Source organism: Actinomadura formosensis NBRC 14204, assembly GCF_001552155.1.
GTDB lineage: Bacteria > Actinomycetota > Actinomycetes > Streptosporangiales > Streptosporangiaceae > Spirillospora > Spirillospora formosensis.
Genome location: NZ_BCQQ01000104.1, coordinates 1 through 25,449, shown reverse-complemented (window position 1 = coordinate 25,449; position 25,449 = coordinate 1). Strand labels below are relative to the sequence as shown.

At 74.4% G+C, this 25,449-nt stretch carries 25 protein-coding genes and 2 pseudogenes; 17 read left to right on the top strand and 10 right to left on the bottom strand.

What is annotated here, in order from left to right; translation table 11 throughout:
* The 12 genes and pseudogenes from AF1_RS23920 to AF1_RS23870 all read left to right on the top strand — a co-directional run.
* On the top strand, positions 1–435 hold a 435-nt coding region (locus AF1_RS23920; protein ID WP_067803543.1), incomplete at its 5' end, for a 5-oxoprolinase subunit B family protein.
* Positions 432–1,322, top strand: coding sequence for a 5-oxoprolinase subunit C family protein (locus AF1_RS23915; RefSeq protein WP_067803541.1), 891 nt, complete (start codon positions 432–434; stop codon positions 1,320–1,322). The genes AF1_RS23920 and AF1_RS23915, both read left to right, overlap by 4 nt.
* Positions 1,319–2,110: a putative hydro-lyase gene (locus AF1_RS23910; RefSeq protein ID WP_067803538.1), complete on the top strand. Its 792-nt coding sequence runs from the start codon at positions 1,319–1,321 to the stop codon at positions 2,108–2,110. Before AF1_RS23915 ends, AF1_RS23910 begins: the two co-directional genes overlap by 4 nt.
* Positions 2,111–2,139: 29 nt before the next feature.
* A complete protein-coding gene (locus AF1_RS35320) occupies positions 2,140–2,340 on the top strand; it encodes a DNA polymerase beta superfamily protein (RefSeq protein WP_067803535.1) in 201 nt (66 codons plus the stop codon).
* A gap of 53 nt (positions 2,341–2,393) precedes the next feature.
* Positions 2,394–2,528: a hypothetical protein gene (locus AF1_RS36550; protein ID WP_255218831.1), complete on the top strand. Its 135-nt coding sequence runs from the start codon at positions 2,394–2,396 to the stop codon at positions 2,526–2,528.
* Positions 2,529–2,638: 110 nt separating this feature from the next.
* The gene (gene ribA / locus AF1_RS23900) at positions 2,639–3,298 is read left to right on the top strand and encodes a GTP cyclohydrolase II (RefSeq protein ID WP_067803530.1); all 660 of its coding nucleotides are present in this window, start codon (positions 2,639–2,641) and stop codon (positions 3,296–3,298) included.
* Positions 3,295–4,116 carry a CDP-alcohol phosphatidyltransferase family protein gene (locus AF1_RS23895; protein WP_242609015.1) on the top strand — a complete coding sequence of 274 codons (822 nt, stop codon included), beginning with the start codon at positions 3,295–3,297 and terminating at the stop codon, positions 4,114–4,116. Before ribA ends, AF1_RS23895 begins: the two co-directional genes overlap by 4 nt.
* Positions 4,073–5,044, top strand: coding sequence for a zinc-dependent alcohol dehydrogenase (locus AF1_RS23890; RefSeq protein ID WP_067803527.1), 972 nt, complete (start codon positions 4,073–4,075; stop codon positions 5,042–5,044). The genes AF1_RS23895 and AF1_RS23890 overlap by 44 nt, the downstream gene beginning before the upstream one ends.
* Before the next feature lie 26 nt (positions 5,045–5,070).
* Complete coding sequence (locus tag AF1_RS36545) at positions 5,071–5,469, top strand: 6-pyruvoyl trahydropterin synthase family protein (RefSeq protein ID WP_067803524.1); 399 nt, start codon at positions 5,071–5,073, stop codon at positions 5,467–5,469.
* On the top strand, positions 5,466–6,539 hold the full coding sequence (locus tag AF1_RS23880; protein ID WP_067803521.1) for a glycosyltransferase family 4 protein: 1,074 nt from the start codon (positions 5,466–5,468) through the stop codon (positions 6,537–6,539). The genes AF1_RS36545 and AF1_RS23880 overlap by 4 nt, the downstream gene beginning before the upstream one ends.
* Positions 6,536–7,333, top strand: coding sequence for a class I SAM-dependent methyltransferase (locus AF1_RS34735; protein ID WP_067803519.1), 798 nt, complete (start codon positions 6,536–6,538; stop codon positions 7,331–7,333). The genes AF1_RS23880 and AF1_RS34735 overlap by 4 nt, the downstream gene beginning before the upstream one ends.
* A pseudogene (locus AF1_RS23870) lies at positions 7,261–8,094 on the top strand (lysylphosphatidylglycerol synthase transmembrane domain-containing protein); the annotation flags it as partial. The gene AF1_RS34735 and the pseudogene AF1_RS23870, both read left to right, overlap by 73 nt.
* A gap of 3 nt (positions 8,095–8,097) precedes the next feature.
* On the opposite strand, the gene AF1_RS33645 reads toward AF1_RS23870, so the two are convergent.
* From AF1_RS33645 to AF1_RS23860, 3 genes are read right to left on the bottom strand one after another with little or no spacing between them, the layout of a single operon-like run.
* Positions 8,098–8,859, bottom strand: coding sequence for a creatininase family protein (locus AF1_RS33645; protein ID WP_242609016.1), 762 nt, complete (start codon positions 8,857–8,859; stop codon positions 8,098–8,100).
* Positions 8,860–8,894: 35 nt separating this feature from the next.
* The gene (gene metX, locus AF1_RS23865; protein WP_084263270.1) at positions 8,895–10,049 is read right to left on the bottom strand and encodes a homoserine O-acetyltransferase MetX; all 1,155 of its coding nucleotides are present in this window, start codon (positions 10,047–10,049) and stop codon (positions 8,895–8,897) included.
* Positions 10,046–11,374 carry a bifunctional o-acetylhomoserine/o-acetylserine sulfhydrylase gene (locus AF1_RS23860; RefSeq protein ID WP_067803513.1) on the bottom strand — a complete coding sequence of 443 codons (1,329 nt, stop codon included), beginning with the start codon at positions 11,372–11,374 and terminating at the stop codon, positions 10,046–10,048. The genes metX and AF1_RS23860 overlap by 4 nt, the downstream gene beginning before the upstream one ends.
* Before the next feature lie 377 nt (positions 11,375–11,751).
* On the opposite strand from AF1_RS23860, the gene AF1_RS23855 reads away from it, so the two are divergent.
* Positions 11,752–12,720 (top strand): alpha/beta hydrolase, encoded by a 969-nt coding sequence (locus AF1_RS23855; protein ID WP_067803510.1) that lies wholly within the window; start codon positions 11,752–11,754, stop codon positions 12,718–12,720.
* A gap of 43 nt (positions 12,721–12,763) precedes the next feature.
* Positions 12,764–13,414: a signal protein gene (locus AF1_RS23850; RefSeq protein ID WP_207394211.1), complete on the top strand. Its 651-nt coding sequence runs from the start codon at positions 12,764–12,766 to the stop codon at positions 13,412–13,414.
* 77 nt (positions 13,415–13,491) lie between these two features.
* On the opposite strand, the gene AF1_RS23845 is transcribed toward AF1_RS23850, so the two are convergent.
* The 6 genes from AF1_RS23845 to AF1_RS35695 all read right to left on the bottom strand — a co-directional run bounded on the left by AF1_RS23845 (position 13,492) and on the right by AF1_RS35695 (position 22,582).
* Positions 13,492–15,204: an ABC transporter ATP-binding protein gene (locus AF1_RS23845; protein WP_207394212.1), complete on the bottom strand. Its 1,713-nt coding sequence runs from the start codon at positions 15,202–15,204 to the stop codon at positions 13,492–13,494.
* Positions 15,201–16,955: an ABC transporter ATP-binding protein gene (locus tag AF1_RS23840; protein WP_067803508.1), complete on the bottom strand. Its 1,755-nt coding sequence runs from the start codon at positions 16,953–16,955 to the stop codon at positions 15,201–15,203. Before AF1_RS23840 ends, AF1_RS23845 begins: the two co-directional genes overlap by 4 nt.
* A gap of 147 nt (positions 16,956–17,102) precedes the next feature.
* Positions 17,103–17,258 (bottom strand): VenA family class IV lanthipeptide, encoded by a 156-nt coding sequence (locus AF1_RS35315; RefSeq protein WP_165488462.1) that lies wholly within the window; start codon positions 17,256–17,258, stop codon positions 17,103–17,105.
* Between the two features lie 3 nt (positions 17,259–17,261).
* Positions 17,262–19,130 carry an alpha/beta hydrolase family protein gene (locus AF1_RS23835; protein ID WP_131732970.1) on the bottom strand — a complete coding sequence of 623 codons (1,869 nt, stop codon included), beginning with the start codon at positions 19,128–19,130 and terminating at the stop codon, positions 17,262–17,264.
* On the bottom strand, positions 19,127–21,898 hold the full coding sequence (lanL, locus tag AF1_RS23830) for a class IV lanthionine synthetase LanL (RefSeq protein WP_084263268.1): 2,772 nt from the start codon (positions 21,896–21,898) through the stop codon (positions 19,127–19,129). Before lanL ends, AF1_RS23835 begins: the two co-directional genes overlap by 4 nt.
* Positions 21,899–22,360: 462 nt before the next feature.
* Positions 22,361–22,582: a hypothetical protein gene (locus AF1_RS35695; protein ID WP_174548888.1), complete on the bottom strand. Its 222-nt coding sequence runs from the start codon at positions 22,580–22,582 to the stop codon at positions 22,361–22,363.
* 69 nt (positions 22,583–22,651) lie between these two features.
* On the opposite strand from AF1_RS35695, the gene AF1_RS23825 reads away from it, so the two are divergent.
* The 3 genes and pseudogenes from AF1_RS23825 to AF1_RS23820 all read left to right on the top strand — a co-directional run bounded on the left by AF1_RS23825 (position 22,652) and on the right by AF1_RS23820 (position 24,182).
* Positions 22,652–23,035, top strand: coding sequence for a PPOX class F420-dependent oxidoreductase (locus AF1_RS23825; protein WP_067803502.1), 384 nt, complete (start codon positions 22,652–22,654; stop codon positions 23,033–23,035).
* Between the two features lie 206 nt (positions 23,036–23,241).
* A pseudogene (locus tag AF1_RS36540) lies at positions 23,242–23,382 on the top strand (helix-turn-helix domain-containing protein); the annotation flags it as partial.
* Between the two features lie 161 nt (positions 23,383–23,543).
* Positions 23,544–24,182, top strand: coding sequence for a LysR substrate-binding domain-containing protein (locus AF1_RS23820; RefSeq protein ID WP_242609017.1), 639 nt, complete (start codon positions 23,544–23,546; stop codon positions 24,180–24,182).
* A 1-nt stretch (position 24,183) separates the two neighbouring features.
* Here AF1_RS23820 and AF1_RS23815 read toward each other — a convergent pair.
* Positions 24,184–25,449: ABC transporter permease (locus AF1_RS23815; RefSeq protein WP_157419283.1), on the bottom strand; the 1,266-nt coding region annotated here is incomplete at its 5' end.

The window sequence follows — 25,449 nt, the reverse complement described above, 5'->3', positions numbered from 1 at the left end:
GTCGCCGCCGCCGTGCGCGCCACCCGGCCGGGCCCGGCGGGCGCCGGCGCCGGCGTCGTGGAGATCCCCGTCGTCTACGACGGCGCGGACCTCCACGAGGTCGCCGAACTCACCGGCCTCACCCCCGCCGAGGTCGTCGCCGCGCACACCGGAACCCCGTGGCGGGTCGCGTTCACCGGGTTCGCGCCCGGCTTCGGCTACCTGGAGGGCGGCGACCCGCGGCTGGACGTCCCGCGCCGCGCCACCCCGCGCGTCCGCGTCCCGGCGGGCGCGGTCGGTCTCGCCGGGTGCTTCAGCGGCGTCTACCCGGTCGAATCCCCGGGCGGCTGGCAGCTCATAGGGCGCACGGAGGTCGTCCTATGGGACCTCGACCGCGACCCGCCCGCGCTGCTCCGCCCAGGAATTTCAGTTCTTTTCGTTGAACGGGAACCATGAAACGGGGCTTGGACGTTCTTGCTACAGGGCCGCTGGCGACAGTCCAGGATCTCGGCCGATCGGGTCACGCGGCGCTCGGCGTGGGGGTGTCGGGCGCCGCGGACCCGGTGTCTTTTCGCCTCGCCAACCGCGCCGTCGGCAACCCCGGCGGTGCGGCCGCGATCGAGGTCACCTTCGGCGGACTCCGCGTCCGCGGCCGGGGCGGGATCTTCGCCGCGGTGACCGGCGCGCCCGCGCCGCTGCTGGTCGACGGGCGCCCCGAGGCGCCCTACTCCGTCTTCCACATCCCGGACGGCGCCGAACTCCGGATGGGCGTCCCGCCCACCGGGCTGCGCAGCTATCTGGCGGTGCGCGGCGGGCTCGCCGTCCCGCCCGTGCTCGGCTCCCGCGCCACCGACACGCTCGCCGGCCTCGGCCCCGACCCGCTCAAGCCCGGCGACCTCCTCCCGGTCGGCCCGCCGCCGCGCGAGGCGCCGCTGCTGGGCGTCCTGCCCGCCCCGCCGCCGGCGGCCGGCGACATCGAACTGCGCGCCATGCCCGGCCCGCGCGCCGACTGGTTCGCCCCGAGCGCGCTGGACGTGCTCTTCACCGCCGCCTACACGGTGACCAGCGACATCGACCGCGTCGGGATGCGGCTGGACGGGCCGGGCCTGCCCCACGCGGGACGGGGCGAACTGCCCAGCGAGGGGACGGTCACCGGGGCGCTCCAGGTCCCGCCGTCCGGGCTGCCCGTGCTGTTCCTCGCCGACCATCCGCTGACCGGCGGGTATCCCGTCATCGCGGTCGTCGCCTCCGCCGACATCGGGCGCGCCGCCCAGGCCCGTCCCGGACAGCGGCTCCGCTTCCGCCCGTGCCCCGCGCCGAACCTTGGAAAGGACCGACCATGACCGCACCCATCGACCCGGGCACGCTCAGCCCGGAGCAGGCCAGAGCGCTGTTCCGGGACGGTCTCCGCGTCCCCACCTCCGGCTGGTGCGCGGGCTGGACGCAGGCGAACCTCATCGCCGTGCCGCGCGAGTACGCCTACGACCTGCTGCTGTTCGCCCAGCGCAACCCCAAGCCCTGCCCCGTCCTGGACGTCACCGGACCGGGTGAGACGTCCGCATCGCTGTTCGCCGGCGACCTGCGCACCGACCTGCCCGGCTACGTCGTCTACGAGCACGGCGAACCGGTCGCCGAGGTACCGGAGGTGACCGGGTACTGGCGCGAGGACCTCGTGTCGTTCCTCATCGGGTGCAGCTTCACCTTCGAGGACGCGCTGCGCGAGGCCGGCGTCCCCATCCGGCACATCGAGCAGAACCGCAACGTCCCGATGTACCGGACGAACCGGATGTGCCGCCGCGCGGGCGGGTTCGGCGGCCCGCTGGTCGTGTCGATGCGGCCGGTTCCCGCCGCGCAAATCGCGGACGCGGTACGGGTGACGGCGCGGTACCCGTCCGTCCACGGTGCGCCCGTGCACGTCGGCGACCCCGTCGAACTAGGCATCGACGACCTCGCCGCCCCCGACTTCGGCGACCCGGTCGAGGTCCGGGTGGACGAGATCCCCGTGTTCTGGGCGTGCGGCGTGACCCCGCAGGCGGCCGTGATGGCGTCCCGGCCGAAGCTCGCCATCGGCCACGCGCCCGGACACATGGCGATCACCGACGCCCGCGACACCCGCTACCTCGTGCCCTGAACCCGGCATGGGCCCGCGCCCATGCCCCGGTGAGCGTCCAGGCGCACCGCTACCGGGGGTTCGCGCGGACGCAGTGGAGGCTGTTCGAGCGGTCTCGCGAGCTGAAGCCACCGCTCCGCACGTTTCGGGTGCTGCTGACGGGCATCCATCTGATGCGGACGGGTGAGGTCGAGGCCGACCTGACGCGTCTCACCGGCGGCGGGCCGTCCTGTCTGCTCTGCCCGAGCTGATCGGGGCCAGGCGCGCCGCCGAGCACGGTGCGCTACCGGAGACCGCGCCCGGCGTGTCCCGCCTCCAGGCCGGCATCGCCGCGCTCACGGTCCGGCTGGAGGACGAACGTGACCGCAGCGACCTTCCCGAAGCCCCCGCCGGCCGCCGTGCTCTGCACGACCCGGTGGTCCGTGCCCGCCTGGGGTGAACCCTGCGGCGCCTTCCCCGCGTGCCACCGGTTATGGGCCGTTTTGGACGCAACCACCCGGCCCGGTCACCACGTACCAGAGGTGACTGCGGAGCCGAGAAGGGGGAGTGATGCGCGATCAGGGCATCGACCAGAGGGACATCGCGGAGGCGGATCTGCGGACGAGGCGGGGCGTGTTCCGCGCCGTCGCGTTCCGGGACCCGGTCGACGGGCACGAGCACATGGCGCTGGTGCGGGGCGATGTCCGGGGGCGCGGGGACGTGCTCGTCCGGATGCACTCCGAGTGCATGACGGGCGACATCTTCGCGGCCACCCGCTGCGAGTGCGGCGACCAGCTCGGCGCGGCGCTGGACGCGATCGTCCGCGAGGGCGCCGGTGTCCTGGTCTACCTGCGCGGGCACGAGGGACGCGGGATCGGGCTGGTGGCGAAGGTCCGCACCCACGTCCTGCAGGACGACCACGGGCTCGACACCGTCGACTCCGCCACCGCCATCGGGCTGCCGGTGGACATCCGCGACTACGGCCCGGCCGCCCGCGTCCTGCGGTACCTCGGTGTCCGGTCGGTGCGGCTGATGTCGAACAATCCGGACAAGGTCCGGGCGCTGGAGTCCCGCGGTCTGCACGTCGCGTCGCGGGTGCCGCTGCTCGTCCCGGTCAGCACCGACAACGTCCGGTACCTGACCGCAAAGCGCGACCGTCTGGGTCACGACCTGCCGCAGCTGGACGGGGCCGTCCTCGGCGAGCCGCCGGTCGGTGAGGTCCGTTGGTGACGCGGCCCGTAACGCTGATACGGCCGGTGGAGCTGCCGCGGCCCCCGCGCCGGCCGCGGCTGACCCGGGGAACCGAACTGGGGCTCGCGGTGGCGGCGCAGCTCGCGCTGCTGGCGGTGCTTCGTCCCGGCCATGTGGGCCTGGCCGTGGGCGCCGGATACGCGCTCGCCTCGTGGGTGCTCCTCACCCGGGCGTTCCGCCGCCGCCGGACGCTCGGGCCGGCCGATCATGTGACGCTGGCCCGGGTGGTCCTGACCGGGGGCGTCGCGGCGCTGGCCGCGGCGCATCCGGCCGGTGCCGGGAGCACGGCGGCGCTCGTCGCGGTCGCGTCGGCGGCCCTCGTGCTGGACGGGGTGGACGGGCGGGTCGCCCGGCGCACCGGGACGGCGTCCAGGCTCGGCGCCCGGTTCGACATGGAGACCGACGCCCTCCTGGTACTGGTGCTGAGCGTCCAGGTCGCGTGGTCGGCGGGGGCGTGGGTCCTCGCGATCGGCGCGATGCGGTACGTGTTCGGCGCGGCGGCCTGGGTGGCGCCGTGGCTGCGCGCCGACCTGCGGCCGAGCGCCGCGCGCAAGGCCGTCGCGGTGGTGCAGGGCGTGGTGCTGGTCGTGGCCGCGTCGGGGGCCGTCCCGCACGGGGGCCTGCTGGTGGCGGCCGCGCTCGCGCTGCTGCTGTGGTCGTTCGGCCGGGACGTGCGGTGGCTGTTCGCGCGGCGTGACCGCCGGGGGAGCGGCCCGAGCCGGGGGAGCGGCGCGAGCGGAGAGAGGAGCACGGATGGAGCGCGACGCGCGGGCCTTCTGGATCCCGTCGCCCGGTAAGGGGGAGATCCGCGAGGTCGTCCTGCCGGAGCCGGGGCCCGGTGAGGTGGTCGTCCGGACGCTGTACTCGGGCGTCAGCCGCGGGACCGAGGCGATCGTGTTCCGCGGCGGCGTCCCCCCGAACCAGCACGCGATCATGCGGGCGCCGTTCCAGGACGGAACGTTCCCCGGCCCGGTCAAGTACGGATACCTGAACGTCGGCGTGGTCGAGGAGGGCCCGGCCGGCCTGCGCGGGCGGACGGTGTTCTGCCTCTACCCGCACCAGACCCGGTACGTGGTCCCGGCGGGCGCGGTCGCCGTCGTCCCGGACGGGGTGCCGCCCGAGCGCGCCGTCCTCGCCGGGACGGTCGAGACCGCGGTGAACGCGCTGTGGGACGCGGCGCCGCTGGTCGGCGACCGCGTCGCCGTGGTCGGCGCCGGGATGGTCGGCTGCTCGGTCGCCGGGGTCCTCGCCGGGTTCCCGGGGAGCCGGGTCCAGCTGGTCGACACCGACCCGTCCCGCGCCGCCGTCGCGGAGGCGTTCGGCGTGGAGTTCGCCCCGCCGGACCGGGCGGCGGGGGACTGCGACCTCGTCGTGCACGCGAGCGCGACCGAGGCGGGCCTGGCGCGGTCACTGGAGCTGCTCGCGCCGGAGGGGGAGGTCATCGAGCTGAGCTGGTACGGGGACCGCCGGGTCGGCGTCCCGCTGGGGGAGTTCTTCCACTCGCGGCGGCTGACCATCCGGGGCAGCCAGGTGGGCGCGGTCCCGCCCGCCCGCCGGGCGCACCGCAGTTTCGCCGACCGGCTGGCGCTGGCGCTGGCGCTGCTCGCGAACCCCGCCTTCGACACGCTGATCACGGGGGAGAGCCCGTTCGCCGAGCTGCCGCGGGTCATGCCGGCGCTCGCGAGCGGTGAGCTGCCCGCCCTCTGCCACCGGATCGTTCACTGAATCGGATCTTCCAGGAGGAGGACGCTTTGTTCGGCATCACCGTCCGCGACCACGTCATGATCGCGCACAGCTTCCGCGGCGAGGTGTTCGGTCCCGCGCAGCGGCTGCACGGCGCCACATACGTGGTGGACGCGACGTTCCGCCGGGCCGATCTCGACCCGGACGGGCTCGTCGTCGACATCGGGCTCGCCACCCGGGAACTGGGCGAGGTCCTGGGCGGGCTGAACTACCGCAACCTGGACGACGAGCCGGATTTCGCCGGGGTGAACACCTCGACGGAGTTCCTCGCCAGGGTCATCGCCGACCGGCTCGCCGACCGCGTCCACGCGGGCGCGCTGGGCGAGAACGCGCGCGGCCTCTCCGGCATCACGGTGACGTTGCACGAGTCGCACGTCGCCTGGGCCAGTTACGAGCGCGGCCTGTGACCGGGCACGAGATCTGCGTCGTCGTCCCGGGCGACATCGACGACACCGGCGCCCCGAGCGGCGGCAACCGCTACGACCGGCGGCTGTGCGACGGGCTCGCGGCGTCGGGGCGGCCCGTCCGGGAGGTGGCGGTGCCGGGGACGTGGCCCCGGCCGGACGAGCCCGCCCGGACGGGCCTCGCCCGCGCGCTCGCCGCGCTGCCGGACGACGCCGTCGTGCTGATGGACGGCCTGGTGGCGTGCGGGGTGCCGGGCATCGTCGTCCCGGAGGCGAGGCGGCTGCGGCTGGCGGTCCTCGTCCACCTCCCGCTGGCGGACGAACCCGGACAGGCCGACCTCAACGCGGGCGAGCGCACGGTGCTGGAGGCGGCGGGGGCCGTGGTGGCGACGAGCCCGTGGGCGAAGGACCACCTGATCGCCCATCACGGGCTCGACCCGTCCCGGGTCCACGCCGTCGTCCCGGGCACCGACCCGGCGCCGCTCGCGTCCGGCAGCGGCGGCGCGGGCCGCCTGCTGTGCGTGGCGTCGGTGACCCCGCGCAAGGGGCACGACGTCCTCGTGGAGGCCCTCGCCGCCATCGCGCACCTGCCCTGGGACTGCGAATGCGCCGGTCCCCTGGACCGCGACCCCGGCCACGTGGGCAACCTGCACCGGCTGATCGGCCGGCACCGCCTCGGCGGCCGGATCGACCTGCGGGGGCCGCTGACCGGCAAGCGGCTGGACGACGCCTACGCCGCCGCCGACCTGCTCGTCCTGTCCTCCCGCGCGGAGACGTTCGGGATGGTGGTGACCGAGGCCCTCGCCCGCGGCGTCCCCGTGGTCGCGACGTCGGTGGACGGCGTCCCCGACGCGCTCGGCTGGGACCCGACCGGCGCCGTGCCCGGCCTGCTCGTCCCGCCGGACGACTCCGCCGCGCTGGCCGCCGCGCTGCGCCGCTGGCTCACCGACCCCGCCCTGCGCGGCCGGCTGCGCGCCGCCGCCCGGCTGCGCCGCGGCATGCTGCCCGGCTGGGACGACACGGCCCGCCGCATGGCGACGGTCCTGTCCCGGCTCCGCAGGGAGGAGCGATGACCGGCTACTCCCCGTCGTGGCTCGCGCTCCGGGAGAGCGCCGACGCCGCCGCCCGCGCCGCCGAACTGCTCGGCCCGCTCCGCTCCGCGCTGCCGCCGGACGGGCCGCTGGTCATCTGGGACCTCGGCTGCGGCACCGGCTCCCTCGGGCGCTGGCTGTCCGGGCGCCTGCGCGGCCCGCAGCACTGGATCCTGTACGACGGCGACTCCGGCCTCCTCGACCGCGCCCGCGCCGGCGCCTACCGCACCGCCGACGGGCCGCCCGCGACGATCGAGACCCGCGCGGGCGACCTCGCCGCGTTGCGCGCGTCCGACCTGGCCGGCGCGTCGCTCGTCACCGCGTCCGCGCTGCTGGACGTGCTCACCGCCGCCGAGGTCGAGACGATCGCCGCGGCGACCGCCTGCCCGGCGCTGCTCACCCTGTCGGTCGTCGGCCGCGTCCGGATCTTCCCGGCCGAGCCGCTCGACGCCGGATTCGCCGCCGCCTTCGACGCCCACCAGCGCCGCGGCGGCCTCCTCGGGCCGGACGCCGTCACCGCCGCCGCCGAGGCGTTCGGACGGCGCGGGGCGTCGGTCCTGACGTGTCCGAGCCCGTGGCGGCTCGGCCCCGGCCAGTCCGCGCTGACCGCCGAATGGCTGCGCGGCTGGGTCGGCGCCGCCGCCGAACAGGAACCGGACCTCGCCCCGTTCGCGGACGGCTATCTCGGCCGCCGCCTCGCCGAATGCGCCGCGGGCCGGCTCACCGTCGAGGTCCACCACCTGGACCTGCTCGCCATACCGGGGGGCGCGTCATGAAGAAGCTCTGGCCGTGGGGGCGCCTGCTCATCGGGCTGGGCATCCTCGCCGCGCTGCTGTGGTGGCACAGCACGGATGCCTTCGTGGCCGCACTCCACGCCATCGACATCGAATCCATCGTCCTGGCCCTCGTGATCGGGCTCGTGACGACCGTGCTCAACGCGGCCCGCTGGCGGCTGGTCGCCCGGCGCCTCGGCCTGCACCTGCCCTTGGCCGCGGCCATCACGGACTACTACAGATCCCAGTTCCTCAATGCGGTGCTTCCTGCGGGTGTTCTGGGGGACGTTCACCGGGCGGTGAGCCACGGCCACCGGTCGGGCGACGTCGCCCGTGGGGTGCGGGCCGTGTTCCTCGAACGGGTCGCGGGCCAGGGCGTCGCCATCGTCGCGGGCGTCGTCGTGATGTTCGCGCATCCCGGTCTGGTGTCGGCGATGGCGCCCACCCTGATTCCCCTGGGGATCGTCCTGGCGGCTTTGCCGGTGCTGGCCCGCCGGCGTCACCGCGCCCTGGCGTCCACGTTCACCGACCTGCGCGCCGCTCTGCGCGCCTGGCCGGGCATCGCGGGCCTGTCCGCCGCGGCGCTGGCCGGGCATCTGGCCCTGTTCGTCGTCGCCGCCCGCGTGGCCGGCGCGACGGCGCCGCTCGGCCGGCTGCTGCCGCTGCTGCTGCTGGCCCTGCTGGTGATGGCGCTGCCGGTGAACGTCGGCGGCTGGGGACCGCGCGAGGCCGCCCTCGCCCTGGCGTTCGGTGCCGCGGGGCTCGGCTCAGCGCAGGGCCTGACCGTCTCCGTCGTGTACGGGGTGCTGACCCTCATCGCGTGCCTGCCCGGCGCCGCGACCCTGCTGCTGCAGCACCGCAAGGACGTCCCCGAACGCCGCGACAAGGTTCCGCAACGCCTCCCGGCCCTTGCCGGCGCCGGCCAGTGAGGGCCGCCCGATGACGCCCGACTCGGTGTAGGCCGCCATCCCCGCCGTCAGCAGATGCCGCCGGTCATCGGCCAGATGATCGGCGGTCTCGTACCCGTCCCCGACCAGCTCCGGGTGGGCGTGCAGCAGGATCGACGTCTCCAGTTCCCCGGCGTGCATGTCGCTGTCGCCGGACGTCTCGATACCCGCCGCCGCGCGGGCCTCCTCCCACTCGTCCAGCCCGGGGAACAGCGCCATGTCCCCGTGCGCCTCCTGCACGACGTTTCCCAGCACGTAGTTGCCGCCGTGCCCGTTCACCAGCACGAGCTTCGGCACCCCGGCCCTGCGCAGGGACGCGGCCACGTCCCTGATCACCGCGTGCAGGGTCGCCGCCGAGATGCTCACCGTCCCCGGCCAGTCCGCGTGCTCATGCGAACAGGAGATCGTCACGGGCGGAAGCACCCGCACCGGATGCGCCTTCGCGATCTCCGCCGCGAGCGTGCACGCGATCACCGTGTCCGTCGCCAGCGGCAGGAACGGCCCGTGCTGCTCGAAGCTCCCCACCGGCAGCACCGCCACGGGCACGTCTGGAACCTCGGCACTGGTGAGAACAGGAAGCATCCTTCTACCCTGCCGCATCCCGGCCCGGGACGGGCTCAGCCGTCGAGCAGTTCGCGGACGAGGGCGCCGACCTGCTCGGTCTCGGTGAGGAAACCGTCGTGGCCGGAGGGCGACTCGACCACCCGCAGCCGGTCCGCGCCCGGGATGCCGGACGCCAGCTCGTCCTGCTGCCACAGCGGGTAGAGCCGGTCGGAGTCGATGCCGGCCACCAGCGTCCGGGCCGTCACCCGGCGCAGCGCGGCGGCCGTGCCGCCCCGCCCGCGGCCGACATCGTGGCCGTTCATCGCCTCGGTGAGCACCACGTAGCTGCCCGCGTCGAACCGCCGCACCAGCTTGTCGGCATGGTGGTCGAGGTAGGACTCCACCTGGTAGCGCCCCGACCGCCACGGGTCCTCGCCGTCCTGCGGGCGGCGGCCGAACCGGGCCTGCAGCTCCGGCTCGCTGCGGTAGGTGATGTGGGCGAGCCGCCGCGCCGTGCCCAGCCCGGCGTGCGGGCCGTCCCCCGGCGCGGCGTCGTGGTAGTCGCCGCCGCGCCAGCCCGGATCCGAGCGGATGGCGTGCAACTGCACGGCGGCCATGGCGATCTGCTCGGCGCTCGCCGCCGCCGTCGTGGCGAGCAGCAGCAGCGACCCGGTGCGCTCCGGATGCGACACCGCCCACTCCAGGGCCCGCATCCCGCCCATCGATCCGCCGGTCACCAGTGCCCAGCGGTCGATTCCGAGCGCGTCGGCCAGCTGGACCTCGGCGGCCACCATGTCCCGCTGCGTCAGGTAGGGGAAGGACCCGCCCCAGGGCCGCCCGTCCGTCCGGCGTGAGGACGGCCCGGTGCTGCCCTGGCAGCCGCCCAGCACGTTGGGGACGACGAGGAACCAGCGGTCGGTGTCCAGCGGGCGGCCCGGCCCGACCAGCCCGTCCCACCAGCCGGGCGTGGGATGCCCCGGCCCGGCGGGCCCGGCGACGTGGCCGTCCCCGGTCAGGGCGTGCAGCACCAGCACCGCGTTGGAGGCGTCGGGGGCGAGCCGCCCCCAGGTCTCGTACGCGAGCCGCACCCCGGGCAGCGTGCCGCCGGCCTCCAGCGGCAGCGGCCGGTCCAGGGACGCCCACCGCCGCCGGCCCGGCGGATCCCCCTCCCGCCAGGCCCCGGAGGCCGGCGGGAGGGGGACCGGTGCGGTCGCGGTGCCGGCGGTCAGGACACGCCCTTCGCCGCGCGGAAACCGGCCTCCAGGTCGGCCTTGAGGTCGGTGAGGCTCTCGATGCCGACCGACAGCCGCACCAGCCCGGGGTCGACGCCGGCGGCCGTGAGCTCCTCCGGTGTGAGCTGGCTGTGCGTGGTGGACGCCGGGTGGATGATCAGGCTGCGCACGTCCCCGACGTTGGCCAGGTGGCTGAACAGCTGGACGCCCTCCACGAAGCGCCGCCCCGCCTCGATGCCGTCGCGCAACTCGAAGCAGAACACCGCGCCCGTGCCCCGCGGCAGGTACCGCTGCGCCGCCTCGTGCCACGGGCTGGACGCCAGCCCCGGGTAGTGGACGGCCGACACCTCCTCGCGCCGCTCCAGCCATTCGGCCAGCTCCCGCGCGTTGGCCGACTGGCGCTCCATCCGCAGGCTGAGCGTCTCCACACCCTGCAGCAGCAGGAACGCCGAGTGCGGCGCGATGGCCGGGCCGAGATCGCGCAGCAGCTGGACCCGCAGCTTGATCCCGTAGGCGCCGGGGCCCAGCGCCGGCCAGTACCGCAGGCCGTTGTAGCTCGGGTCGGGCTCGGTGAAGTCGGGGAACCGCTCGGGGTGCGCCCCGAAATCGAACGTTCCACCGTCCACCACGATGCCCGCGATGGTGGTGCCGTGCCCGCCGAGGAACTTGGTCGCCGAGTGCACCACGATGTCGGCGCCGTGCTCGATCGGCCGCAGCAGGTACGGGGTCGCGAACGTGTTGTCCACGATCAGCGGCACGCCCGCCCCGTGCGCGACGTCCGCGACGGCCCGCACGTCCAGGACGTTGCCGCGCGGGTTGCCGAGGCTCTCGGCGAACAGCGCCTTGGTGTTCGGCCGGATCGCCGCCCGCCAGGCGTCCAGGTCGTCGGGGTCCTCCACGAACGACACCTCGATGCCGAACTTGGGCATCGTGTGCCGGAACAGGTTGTAGGTCCCGCCGTAGATGGAGGCGCTGGAGACGATGTGGTCGCCCGCGCGCGCCAGGTTCCAGATCGCCATCGACTCCGCGGCCTGCCCCGAGGACACCGCCACCGCGCCGACCCCGCCCTCCAGCGCCGCGACGCGCTGCTCGAACGCGTCCTGCGTGGGGTTCATGATGCGGGTGTAGATGTTGCCGGTCTCGGCGAGCGAGAACAGGTTCGCGGCGTGCTCGGTGTCGCGGAAGACGAATGACGTGGTCTGGTAGATCGGCACCGCCCGCGACCCGGTGGCCGGGTCGGGTGCGGTGCCGGAGTGCACCTGCCTGGTCTCGAACGACCAGCCGGACTCGGCGGACGGGGCGGCGTCGGGGTGCTGACTCATGGATCTCCTCGGGGAGGGGCGAGTGGCGGGGCGAAGGGTCTGGACGCGGAGTTCCCACTGGAACGGGGGGTCCCGCTGAAACGGGGGCGAACGATGCGTGGCGTGCGCGGCGCGAAGAGCGGCCGGTACGCGGGACGGCGCCGGAAAGAAGGCGGCGTCAGCACATCCCGCGGCAACAGCTGCTGCTGGTGACGCGCCCGTAGTCGACATGGCGGCGGGCCACAAGCATGGTCATTCGGGTAGTTTAACCTGGTCATGGCCCACAAAATGGGTAACGTTGGTCACAATCCGACACGCGCCCCCATCCTCTCCATCCCCTTGGATACCCGAGCGCTTACTTGGTAAGCTCCCGGCCACGACGGCGGGAGGGACGGCGGATGGCGCTCGCACCGGTGATCGAGGAACGGCGGGGATGCGGCCGGGGCGCGCGGCTGGCCGCCCGGCTGATGCGCTGGTTCATGCGGCCGCTCGTCACCCGCCTCCCCTGGACCCCCCTCACCCTGCGCTTCGCCCCGCTGCTCGACCTGGGCGCGGCCCTCCTGGCGCCCCCGCGCGGCACGAAGACGACCAAGGTCAAGGGCCTGGGCTGCGCCGCGGAATGGGTCCGGGGCCGCGGGGTCCCCGCCGGCTCCCGCCAGGTGATCCTGTACTTCCACGGCGGCGGCTTCGTCGCCTGCGGACTGCGCACCCACCGCCGCATGATCGCCCGGATCTCCCAGGCCGCCGGCATGCCGGTCCTCTCGGTCGCCTACCGCATGCAGCCGAAGGTCACCATCCGGACGTCCATCGGCGACTGCGTCGACGCCTACAGGTGGCTCCTCGAAAGCCACGCACCCGACGACATCGTGATCGCCGGCGACTCCGCGGGCGGCTACCTGTCCTTCATGGCCCCGCTCCACGCCCTCCGCGACGGGCTGCCCCGCCCGGCCGGCATAGCGGCCCTCTCCCCGTTCACCGACCTCGACATCGACGTCAAGATCGCGCACGCGAACGCGGCCCTCGACCCGTTCATCCCCGCGCTCCGCATGCGGGACATGGTCCGCATGTGCTTCCCGGACGCCGAACCGACCGACCCGTGGCTCTCCCCGGTCCACGCCGACCTGGCCGGCCTCCCGCCCACCCTCATCCACGCGGGCTCCATAGAGGTCCTGCGCGCCGACGCCGAACTGATGGCGGCCCGCCTCGGCGCCGCGAACGTCCCCTGCACCCTCCACATCTGGGAAGGCCAGGCCCACGTCTTCCAGATCTTCGCCGACCTCTCCCGGGAGGGCCTGACCGCCATCAAGGAAATAGGAACCTTCGCCCGCCGCGTAACGGCCGCCGCCCCCCACCCCAAAGCGGCCTGATAACCGACCCTTCACCGAGATCGAGTTGCGCTAGCCTACGGCGATGATCCGCGCTCGACTTGTGGTTCCTTTCACCGTGCTCGCATTGGCCACCGGGTGCACCGAGACCGGACCGGACGACACCGCCGAATCCCCACGCGCCGAAGCCGCGACGGCGAGCGCTCCGGCTTCGCCGAGCGAACGCGCATCCATCGGGATGCGCAATTCCGGTGAAGTGCAGTCGGCCTGGTGGAGTTGGGCCGCGAGCGCGCCGCCGAAGCAGAACCCCGTCGAGGACGCCACCGGGGCCCGCTGCGCCGTGGGCCAACCATCCGGAGTCTGGTTCCTGGCCGGCACGTTCGGCGGGTCGGTGAAACGCCGCTGTTCCGTACCGCATGACCGCACCTTGGTGGCCCCGGTCGTCAATCTGCACGGCTCCAAAGAAGACTGCGCGGCATTCATGAGAACCGCCGCGGGCACCGTGAAGCTGGACGGCAAGGAAGTCCCCCTCAAACGCTGGGCCGCCACCCCCATCACGATCACCGGTAGCGTCGGCAACCCCGTGACATCCGTAGAAGGCCCGGTCAAAGAACACGGATGTGGCCTTTGGGCCATGATCCCGCCGCCGTCTCCCGGCCCCCACACGGTCGGCATCCGAGGCTCCAGCGGCAACTTCCGGCTCGCGGTGGACTACGAACTGACCATGACGAACTGACTCCGGATCAGCGCGGCACGGCTTCCCCGGTGAGTCGAAGAAGCAGAAGGTGTTCAAGAACGACGAGCGGTGACCGTTCACCGGTGCCAGTGGCCGACGAGTTCGGCGTAGAGGGGGCTGCGGGCCAGGAGCGTTTCGTGGCTGCCGAGGACGGGGGTCAGGCCGTCGAGGAGCAGGACCTGCTCGGCGCGTTCGGCGGAGGTGATGCGGTGCGCGATCACGATGAGGGTGCCGCCCCGGCCGGCGAGGGCCAGTTCGGCGCGGGCCTCGGCGGCGGGGTCGAGATGGCTGGTGGCCTCGTCCAGGACGATGACCGGCGCGGGGGACAGGCAGGCGCGCGCCAGCGTGATGAGCTGGCGTTCGCCTTGGGAGAGTTCCCCGCCGCCGGGCGGGATGCCGGTGCCGTAGCCGCCGAGGCGCTCGACGGTGTCCCGGAGCCCGACGGCGTCCACGGCCTCGTCCAGCTCGGCCGCGGTGGCGTGGGGGCGCAGGTAGGCCAGGTTGTCGCGCAGGGTACCGGCGAAGACGTAGCTCTCCTGCGGGATCAGCGTGACCATCGATCGCAGCTGCGCCGGATCGAGGCGGGGCAGGGGCACCTTGCCGAGCGTGATCTCGCCCCGCTGCGGCTCCAGAAGGCCGGTGAGCAGGTTGGCGAGGGTGGACTTGCCGGTGCCGCTGGGACCGACCACGGCCAGGTGCGTGCCCTCCGGGACGTGCAGGGACAGGTCCTCGACGACGGGGGCGGCGTGCGGTGAGTAGGCGAAGGTGACACCGTCGGCCTCGATGCCGAAGGACTCGGCCGTGACCGGCGGGACGGACGGCGGGGCGCCGGGGGCCGTGCATATCTCCGCCAGCCGCCCGAGGACCACCGCCAGGCTGAGCAGCAGCGTGCCGCCGGCGTCGACGAGGACGGTGATGCCCGGCTGGAGCCCGGTGACGAGGTAGCCGGCCGCACCGGCGATCTGCCCGGCGGTGAACCCGTGGTGCGCGGTCAGGTAGGGCGACAGGACGAGCAGCGCGAGCAGCGGCAGATGCACGCCCAGCGCCAGCACCGGCAGCCGGACGAGGCGGGTGCGGGCGTACGCGCGCAGCGCGCCCGCCTGCGTGTCGATCACCTTCCCGACCGTGCGGGCCGCACGGGATTCGGCGGCACAGGCGGTGACGTCCCGGACGCCGTGCACGATCACGGCGGCGGTCTCGCCGATCCGCTCGGCCTCCCGGATGACGGCCCGGTAGCGGCGGACCTGCACCCCGACGAGCGCCGCGTACACCGCCAGGGCGAGCGCGACCGACAGGAAGACGACGAGTGCCAGCGGCGGGGACAGCAGGGTCAGGCCCACGAGCGCGGCGGCACCGGCGGACACCAGCTGGCGGACGTTGCGCAGCGCGGTCCCCACCAGCGCCCGGACGGCCTCGGCCTGCTCGGTGACCTGCGACACCCCGGCGCCCGCCGCGTCCGGCGCCCGGTCGGCCATCCGCCGCAGCGCCGCGGTGACGACCTCGGCGACCAGGGAGTCGCGCAGCGGCTCGACGGTCGCGGCGAGCCACGGGTAGACCCGTCCCGTCCCGATCGCCCCGGCGGCGTACAGGGCGGCGAGGGCGGCCAGCCAGCCCAGGCCGGTCAGCGGGCGGCCGGCGAGGAACCCGCGGTCGACGGCGCGGGCCAGCAGCAGGCCGGACGCGAACATCGGCAGGGACTCGACGGCCGACCAGGCGGCGAGGCGGCGCATCGCCGGCCACTGCCCGCGAAGATGGCGGTGCAGCAGCCGCGCGGCGGGCGGGGCCGTCATGAGCCCGCCGCCCGCGTGGAGACCGCCCGGGTGGAGAACACGGCGCGGTAGCCCGGGTCGGGCCACAGTTCCGCGTGCGGGGCCAGGGCCCGCACCCGCCCGGTGTCCAGCCAGGCGACGAGGCCGGCGCGGGCGGCCGTGGCCGGGCGGCGCGCCACCACCAGGCTCGTGCGGCCGGCCAGGACCCGCTGGAGCGCCTGCGTCACCCTCATCTCCGTCGCGGTGTCGAGGCTGCTCGTGGCGTCGTCGAGGAGGACGACCCGGGCGCCGGTGAGCGCGGCGCGGGCCAGGCCGAGCCGCTGCAGTTCGCCGCCGGACAGCGGGGCCCGGTCCAGGGGCGTGTCGTATCCGTCGGGAAGGGCCAGGATGAACGCGTCGGCGGCGGCGTCCCGGGCGGCGCGGCGCACCTCGGCGCGGGACGCGTCGGGACGGGCGTAGGCGATCGTGTCGTGCACGGTGGCGCCGAGCAGCGCGGGCCGCTCGAACGCGTAGGCGACGGCGCGCCGCAGGTCCGCGAGCGGAACGGCGGTGACGGGGACGCCGTCGAGTTCGACGCTCCCCTCGTCGGGGTCGAGGAGCCGCCCGATGACCGACATCAGCACGCTCTTCCCCGTCCCGGACGTGCCGACGACCGCGACGGTGGTCCCGGGCGGCACATCGAGGTCGAGGCCGTCGAGGACGGCACGGCCGCCGAGCCGGACGGTGACGCCGCGCAGCCGGAGCCGGCCGGGCCCGTCCGGCAGCCGCACCGGGTGCGCGGGCGGCCGCACCGCCGGGACGGCCGTCAGGATCTCGTTGATCCGCCCGGCCCCGACCTGGCAGTTGAGCAGCGCGACGACCGTGTCGAAGACGGACGCCGACGTCACGGCCATGGCGGCGTACGACACGCCCGCCACGAGCTGCCCGGTGCTGATGTCGCCCGTGGCGAGGCGGACCCCGGCGACACCGATCACCAGGACCTGGGTGAGCGGGGCCAGCAGCGCGAGCCGCAGGCTCACCCGCCCCTGCGCCGCCCACGTCTCGCGGCCCGCCCGGCGCAGTTCGGGAAGCGGCGCGAGAATGCGCGCGGCCTCGGCCGCGGCGGTGCCGCTCGCCCGGATCGTCCGGATTCCCTGCCGGGCGTCGAGCAGCCGCGTCGCGATCGCCGCCTGGCTCGCCTGGTAGCGGGCGAACGGCTCGGTGGCCCGGACGACGAACACGCGCAGCGCCACGAGCAGCGGCGGCACCCCGGCCGCGAACGCGGCGGCGAGCCACGGGTCGATCAGGGCGAGGCCGATCAGGGCGCCCGCGGTGGTCGCCAGCGTGGCGGCGGCCGACAGCAGCAGGACGGGGAACGCCGCCGGGCCCGAGGCCGACTCGGTGAGCCGGGACAGCACGTCCCCGGTGGGAAAGCGCCGCTGCCCGTCCGGGCCGAGCGCCAGCACCCGGCCAAGCAGCCGGTGCCGCAGCCATGCGGTGATCTCGCTGCCGCAGTAGGAGCCCAGGACGTCCTCGCCGGTGTCGGCCGCGGCCGCCGCGACCAGGACGAGCCCGAGCCATGCCGCGGCGGTGCCGACGCCCTGCTGGGCGCGGGCCGCGTCGATCGCGCGGGCCAGCAGGACCGGCGCGGCCAAGGTCCCGGCGACGCGGATCGCCGTGAGGACGGCCAGCACGCCCATCGACAGCCGGAAGCGGCCCATGGCGGTGCGCAGCAGCCGCCTGCCGCCGGCGCGCAGTGCCGCGGAATCGCCCGATGTGCCGGTGAAGGCCACGCGTGTCCGCTCCGTTCGCTGTCGGCGGGCGTCTTCTACACTTATGAATGGGTCCGGTCACGGACCGGCTTTGCGGCCGGTCCGTGACCGGGGTCTGCGGGCCGGGGTTCACTCAGGGGTCCCGGATTCCGCATGGGATACGCGGCATCAGATGCAGGAGATGCCGACGCACACGGTGTTCAGCAGCGTGAGCAGGCCGACGCACGCGCACGTGCCACCGAGCTGGATCCCGTCGATCTCGACGGGGTCCGTCTCGGGGAGCTCCTGCAGAGCAGCCACGATGTCGTTGTCGAACGCGTCCATGATTCACCTCCCTTCCTGGTCGAGGACGTAGGTCCGCTCCGCCGCGAGGCAGAAGCGGACCACCGCTTCGCGCAGGACCGGTGACCAGGCCTGGACGACGCCGTGGTGGTCGTCGTCGGCCTCCAGGTAGTCGAAGTCGACTCCTTCGGTCCTGCCTAGTTCGAGAAGGCGCTCCCGCAGCGCCCTGGACTGCGCGACGGGGATGACCTCGTCGCGGGCACCGTGCGCGAGCAGCAGCGGTGCGGTGAGCGCCTGGCACACGCGCAGGACGTCCCGTCCGGTGCCGGCCTGGGCGTCGCACCGGCTCAGCCGCGACACGCGGTCCCGGACGGTGCCGGGCGCGGTGCCGTGCAGGCTCGCGGCCGAGGTGAACGGCGCGAGCGCGACGCATCCGGACCACAGATCGGGGCTGTAGCAGGCCGCGAGCAGCGCCAGGAAGGCGCCGTAGCTGCCGCCGAGGACGACCGGGCGCGGCAGGCCGACGAGGTCGCGCTCGTCGGCGATCGCCCAGGCCAGGTGCAGGACGTCGGCGAGGTCGGGTCCGCCCCAGTCGCCGAGGATGGGGCGCAGATGCCGGTCGCCGTAGCCGGTGCTGCCGCGGTGGTTGGGCGCGGCCACGGCGATGCCCGCGGCGGCCAGGTGCTGGAAGAGCGGCTCGAACTCGAACCGCCAGGCCGCCAGCGGGCCGCCGTGCAGGGCGAGCACCAGCCGGCGGTGGCGCCGCCAGCCGGGGCCGCCGTAGACGATCGTCTCGATCGGCCCGTCCGGGCCCGGCAGTTCGACCAGTTCGGCGTCCGCCCATCCGCCGGTGTCGTGCGGGTGCGGGGCCGGCCGCCACTGGCCCGCGGGTGTCACCGTCGCCAGCGTCGGGGGCCGGCTCGGGGACGTGAAGCGAAGGTGGATCCGGCCGTCCGGTGCCCAGCAGGCGGGCGGCGACACCAGCCCCGGCGGGCCGGGGACGGTGGAGAGGCGATCCGCCGCGGGCGTGTAGACCGCGAGCCGCTCGGTCGCGCCGTGCGTCTCGCGCACCAGCAGGTTCTCGCCGCCGTGGTCGAAGGTGAGCGGGGCCCGCGGGCGGGCCGGCCCGTTGAGGGTCTCGGGGAAGCGGACGGGATCGCCCCCCGGGAGCCGCAGCCCGATCTGCTCGGTGCCCGGCTGCTGCGCGCCCGGCGCGGTGGTGGTGACGGCCAGGACGCCGGAGCGCCGGTTGTAGGCGGCTATCCGGTCGGTCGTGGTGTCGGACACCGACCAGATCCGCCGCCAGCCCCGCTCGCGCAGGTCGACCAGGATGCCGTCGGTGCGGTGCCCGGCCTCCGCATGATCGAGGGCGAGGGTGCGCCCGCCGTCGAGCCAGACGCCTCCCGACAGCACGCCGGGGATGCGCAGGACGGGGTCGAGAGCGGGGGAGGAGTCCGTCAGCCGCCAGATCCGCGAGTGCCCTTCGTCCTCGGCCGTCACCAGCAGCACGGCTCCGTCCGGCCCGGGCGCGGCGAGCAGGAACCCGGCGAGCATCGAGGGGACCGGCCAGGTCCGGGTGACGCGCAGCCCCGTGCCGGACGGCTGCGCCGCGAGAACGGTCCCGTGCCCGGCGGGCTCCCCGTGGTCGCCGGTCGCCGGCCGCAGGATCAGCACGCGGCCGTCGTCCAGCGGCAGTACGCCGCAGCGCCGGTCGAGGAGCGGGCCGCCGCCGGCGGGTGCGGCCGGGTCGTCGCCCAGCGTGCGCCGGGACGGGACCGGACGCGTCAGGTCCCACCGCTCCAGGGTCACCTCGTCCTGGAGCGCGCTCAGGCAGGCCGCCCATCCGCCCGCCGTGGAGAAGGCGAACCCGAACCGGGTCGGAATCGGGGGGAGGCCCGGTGCGGCGGCGCTCATGACACCCGCCTCGAACCGGCGGCCGGACCGGTGGTCGCGTGGTCCGGCGAGCCGTCGGCCATCCACGGCCGGGGTGTGCCGTGCAGCGCCCGCAGCAGGAAGGCCAGGATGCCGCTCATTCCGTCGCCCCAGGTCACCGAGACCTGCCCGAACTCGTCGGGGAACACCGTTCGCCCGTCGACGTGCGCCCGGTTGGCGAGGATGATCCGGATGAGCCGCCAGGCGGCGTCCCGGTAGCGGTCGTCGCCGGTGAGCGCGGCCATGTCGAGCAGGAAGTCCCCGTTGCCGGCGAGGCCGTGGCACTGCCCGAGGGGGGCGCGCCAGTGGTCGTCGATCACGGCCTGCGCGGACTGCTCGGCGGCCCGGATGAAGCCGGTTTCGCCGGTGTCCTCGCCCAGCCGCGCCAGGAACGTGCCGATGCCGGCCGCGCCGTGGCACCAGTACGGCGCGGTGGGCGCGTCGCCCGGCCCGGCGCCCCACTTCGCGGCGCGTCCGGTGACGGTCGCCTCGTCCAGCAGGTTCCGCCCGACGGCGGCGGCCAGCGTCCGGAGGTCGTCGCGGCCGGTGGCCCGGGCGCACGCGAGCAGGAAGTAGCCGACCCCGGCGATGCCGTGCGCGAACCCGTAGTAGCGGCGCCCGGCGAGCTTGGACTCCGACTGCGCGGGGGTGCTCCAGCCGAGCCGGCCCGACCGGTCCTCGACCGTGGCGGCCAGCGCGTCGGCGGCGGCGGCGGCCCGCTCGGCGTACCGGACGTGCCCGGTGCGGGCCCAAAGGTGCAGTGCGGTCAGCCCGATGCCGGCCGTCCCGTGCGTGATGTCGGGACTGTCGACCGCCACCGGGAGCCGGTCGGCCACGGCCAGCGCGCCGTCGGTGAGGTCGGTGTCGGCCACCGCCAGACCCGCGTCCAGCACCGACCACGCGGCCCCGGCCGTGCCGAAGTAGAGCCCGGAGGGCCTGCTCGTCTCCTCCTCCAGCCGCGCGAGGATCCAGCGGCCCGCGCGGGCGATCGCCTCCGGCAGGCGGGCGTCGCCGGTGACCTCGTAGCAGCGGACGAGGGCGCCGAGCGGCCCCGCGGCGCCGTGCTGGAGGCTGCACGGGTCCGGTGCCCCGTGGACGCAGGACACCGGCCACAGCGCGTCGGCCGGGTCGGTGTTCATGGACGCCAGCAGATGGCCGGTGATGCCGCCGATCGCGTGCCGGCTCTGCTCGCGCGGCCACGACGGCCGGGCGGGCGGACCCGCGGTCGGCCCGCCGGAGCCCGGCGCCAGAGCCGCGCGGACGCGTCCGAGGGCCCAGCGGTGCGCGGGCTCGTCCGCCATCAGCCCGAGCAGCGGCGGGATCAGGGCGGCGGACAGGTCCAGGCCCTCGGTGCGCGCGGTCAGCCATTCCGCGAGCCGTTCGCTCAGCGGCCGCGCCGCGGGGCGCTCCTCCAGCAGGAACGGCGGACCGCCGGTGACCAGGTGGCAGAGGGTCGCGCCGAGGGCGAAGCGGTCCGCGGCCGGGTCGGGGCCGGCCCCGGCCATCTGCTCGGGCGCCGCGTAGCCGGGGGTGCCGGCCCGCAGCGGGCCGGGGTCCGGGGCATCGGCGGTCACGGCCAGTTCCAGGTCGATCAGTACCGGCGTGCCGTCCGGGCGCACCATGATGTTGTTCGGGTTGAAGTCGCGCAGGACGAGCCCGGCATCGTGCGCCCTGGCCATCAGGCCGGTCAGCCGGCCGGCCATCTCCAGCGCGGCGGGCAGGTGGCGGCCCCATCCGGCCTCGCCGATCAGGTCGGCGATCCATTCGCGCAGCGACGCCCCGGGGACCATCTCCTGCGCCAGGAACAGGTGCCCGCTCTGGGTGAACAGCGCGACCGGGCGCGGCGCGAGCCCCAGCCGCCCGACCGCCTCCAGGGCGCGGGCCTCCGCGCGGAGGCCGTCGCGGGCGTCCCTTCCGCTCTCGTCGGCGGCCACATGCGGGCGCGCCTCCTTGATCACGACCGGGTCGCCGGTGCTCGTGTCCACGGCGCGGTAAACGCCGCCTTTGTTGGTGTGGCGGATAGCCTCCCGGACGGCGAAACGGGTACCGATCAGAATTTCGTTCTGCTTTTCGCCGCTATTATTTTCTTTCTCGTTCGCGTGCTCCGCGCCGTTCGCCCGGTGATCCGGGAAGGGATTTGTCACCCAGGAGGGAGGCGTGTATCTGCCGATGCGCCGGTCTTCGACCGGATTGCCGTCCGGGTCGAGGATCATCCAGGCGTAGAATCCGTCGGTGGTGATCCGGCGATCTTCGGTGAACGCGCCGTAGCGGTAATGCACGAGGCTGCCCGGCGCGTAGGGGCGATCGGAGAGAACGCGCGGGCCGGGAAGGCCGGCCGTCGCCTCGTGCAGTTCCGCCGCGAGCCGGACGGCCTCGTCGTCGCTCTCGGGGTAGATGGTGATGAACTTTCCCGAATGACCGCGCGAGGTGTTGCGCGCGTTCAGCGCCGCGACATGATCGTGGGTGGCGGCGAACTTGAACATGGAGTTCCCCGCCAGGAGCACCGCCAGCGACCGGGCGAGCACCTCCTCGGCCGACACCGGGGTGGCGGAGACGTGCAGCTTCCAGCCCTGCGCCGGGCAGCCGCCGCCCTCCGGCAGCACGTGGAACCACATGCCGCTCCGGTTCGCCGTCCAGCGGGCCGGGCCGGGGGCCGAGGCGAGCGCCCGGTCGAGGACGTCGAGCAGGCGGGTGTCGCCGGTCTCCGGGGCCGCCGCCCCGGAGAAGACGCTGAAATGGAAATCCGCCATGTCCGCCCGCCGCCCTCCTTCTCGCCCGCCGGCGTCCGCCGGCCGCGATTGCCCGTTTTTGGTCTTTTGGAGTGAGTCCCCGGAAGTGATCATCCAGGGCCTTTCCGTTGACCGAGGAGACGTTAACCATAGGACCCCCCCGAACGCCAGCCCGCGTCTTCGCGGAGAGTACCAACCGCATCGGCATAGAAGTCTTACTTGACGTGGGGCGTTCTCCGGGGATGTGTGCGGAGAGTAGCGGGAACGGCCGGTTAGGATTCCCTAATCTGGGGATATGTCTGCTTTGCCGTTACGCTAGATCAGTGATCGTTTTGCCGGTTCGGTTTCGAACCGGTTTCGGTCCCAGTCATGACCGATTTTTGCCAGGCCCGCCCCTGGTGACCCGGCGTCCGGCTGTGGTAACTGCGCTTTCCGTCCCGATATTCGGAACGTACCAGTGAATAGTTTTCGTCTTTCTGGGCGTCAGTGGGCCGCCGTGTCGATGGCCTCGGGGGAGAGGATGTTGTCCAGGACCATCGCGGCGCAGCCGGTCAGGCCCGCCTGCTCGTCCAGCCGGCTCGGCTCGATGCGGAGGCTGCGGGTGGCCAGGCCGGTGGACACCTTGACGAACAGCAGGTCGTCCACGCCGGGGTGGGCCTGGTGCTCGCCGAGCGCGGCGGCGACTGGGACCTCATCCGCAAGCACGCCTCCGAAGCGGCGGCCCTGCGCGTCCGGTGATGTCACATGCGGAGGCGGACATCCCGTCTCCTGGGCATGAACACAACATCGACGCTTGAGAACCTGAAGAAGCAGAAGACCGTCCTGCTGACGTCCTACCGCAAGGACGGATCACCTGTGGGGACGCCCGTCAACGTCGTCGTGCGCGGCGACCACGCCTACTTCCGCACCTACGACAAGGCGTTCAAGACCAAGCGGCTGGCGCGCAACCCCGAAGTGGAGATCGCGCCGAGCACCCATCGGGGCAAGGTCACCGGACCGGGGACGCACGGGCGCGTCCGGCTGCTCACCGAGGAGGAGGCGAAGCCGATCCGCCGGCTGCTGGCCCGCAAGCACCCGTTCCTGCAGGGGTTCGCGGTGCCGCTGTTCCACCGGATGAAGCGCTACCGGACGCTCCACTACGAGGTCACCCTCGATTAGGGCGGTGCGGGCACGGACCCGCGCTCAGGCTGGGGGCGCCTCCGTGGGGGAGAAGGTCCATGCGCAGCCGCCCACAGGCGCAGCGGGTCCAGACGACGACGCCGTCACTGGTCAGATGCCGGGAGACAAGCGTGCTCCGAGTGCTCATGGCAGCAGTCTGCGACCGGCCGAACGTTGCCGTCCATTTCAGATTTCCTCAGTGAACCATGCAAGATGATTGCATGATCGATCTGCGGCGGCTGCACATGCTCCGGCTCGTCCACCAGTACGGGACCGTCACGTCCGCGGCGGCGGCGCTGCACCTGACGCCGTCGGCGGTCTCGCACCACCTGCGCGAGCTGGCACGGGAGCTGAAGGTGCCGCTGCTGGAGCCGCAGGGCCGCAAGGTCAGGCTGACCCCGGCCGCGCACCTGCTGATCGGGCATGCCGACGGGCTGCTCGCCAAGTGGGAGGAGGCCCTCGCCGACCTGGAGTCGCACCGCGCGGGCGCCGCCGGCCCGCTGCGCATGTGCGGGTTCACGACGGCGGTCGGCGGGCTCGTCGCCCGGCCGCCGGGACGCTGCTGCGGGACGACCCGGGGCTCGCGGTCGAGGTGCGCGAGTGCGACACCGACGTGGCCGTGGGCCTGCTCGCCGCCGGGGAGACCGACATCGCGGTCATCGAGCCGACCCCGGACGCGCCGCCGCCCGGCGATCCGCGCTTCGACCGGGAACCGCTGCTGGAGGAGGCGTACGACCTCATCGTCTCGCCCGGTCACCCGCTCGCGCACCGGGGCGGCGCCCGGCTCGCGGACGCGGCGAATGAGGTGTGGATCAGCGTCGAGTCCGCGATCTGCGCCCACCACCAGCAGGTCCTGACGTACTGCGCGGCGGCCGGGTTCACGCCCCGGTTCGCGCACCACGCCACCAGCTGGTCGGTGATCTGGGCGCTGGTTGCGAACGGCCTCGGCGTGTCGCTCGTACCGCGGCTGGCGGGCGGGCCGTCCGACCAGCCGGTCGTCCGGGTCCCGCTGACCGGCGACGGCGTCCCGAAGCGGCTGGTGCTGACCTGCGTGCGGCGGGGCAGCCGGGGCAACCCGCTGATCGCGCGCGGCCTGCGGGCCCTGCACGACGCCGTCCCCGACCGCTGCACGCGGGCGGCGGCCTGAGCTACTCGCCCGCGATCGCCTGCAGGACGTTCATCCGGGCGGCGCGCCGGGCCGGCCACACCGCCGCGGCGACGCCGATCAGCGCCCCCGCCGCGACGTACACCGCCAGCCGCGCGCAGGGGATCGCGAGGACCTCCATCCCGCCGCCCCCCGCCGCCATCGCGTGTTGCACGACGATCCCGAGCAGCACCCCGGCGGCCACGCCCAGCACCGCGCCGAACAGCGAGACGACGACCGCCTCGTAGCGGATCATCCGGCGGAGCTGGCGGCGCTGCATGCCGACGGCGCGCAGCAGCCCGATCTCGCGTGTCCGCTCGGTCACCGCGAGCGCCAGCGTGTTGACGATGCCGAGCGCGGCGACGATCACCGACAGCACCAGCAGCCCGAGGACGAGGTCGAGGAACCGGCCGATGTCGCCGGCGGTGTCGTCCTTGACCTGGGCGCGGTCCTTCAGCTCCAGGTTGGGCCACGGGGCGAGCGCCGCCGCCAGCGCGGCCCGGGACGCGGTGGTGACGTTGACCTCGATGCGGTCGATGGGGGCGGCCGGGTCGTGCGCCCGGTAGTCCGCCCAGTTGATGATCATGGTGGGGGCGGACGGGGTGATCGACGGGCGGTCGGCGTAGATGCCCGCGATGCGGAAGGTGCGTTCCGTCCCGTCCCGGTAGCGGCCCTTGATGGTGGTTCCGGCCGTCCAGCCCCTCGCCTTCGCGACGCTGCCGCCGACGAGCAGTTCGTCCCCGCCGATGGACGAGGACCCCGACCGGAGCGGAAGCCGGAAATGGCTGAGCAGCTCGCCCGGTGACCCGGCCGCGGCCGTCCGCACGGAGCCGTCCAGCTCGAACCGGGCGGTGCGGACCGGGATCGCCGACCGCACGCCCGCGACCCCCGCCACCGCGCGTGCCGCGTCCGGCCCGACGGGCGTGATCCGGCTGCGCCCGGTGACCCGGTAGTCGGCGGTCAGGCCGGCGTCCAGTTGCCGGTCCACCGACGACGCCATCGACTGGACGATCACCGACACCGCCGCGACCAGCGCGAGCCCGATCGTCAGCGCGGACGCCGTCGCCGCCGTCCGGCGCGGATCGCGCAGCGCGTTGCGCCCGCCCATCCGGCCCGTGCTCCCGCCGAACCGCGCGAACGGCCAGGCCAGCACCCAGATCGCGGGACGGCACAGCACCGGCGAGACCACCACGATCCCGGTGAACAGCATGAGCGCGCCGGCGCCGGTCAGCGAGAGCCGGTCCGCGGCGAGACCGGCGGCGACCAGCCC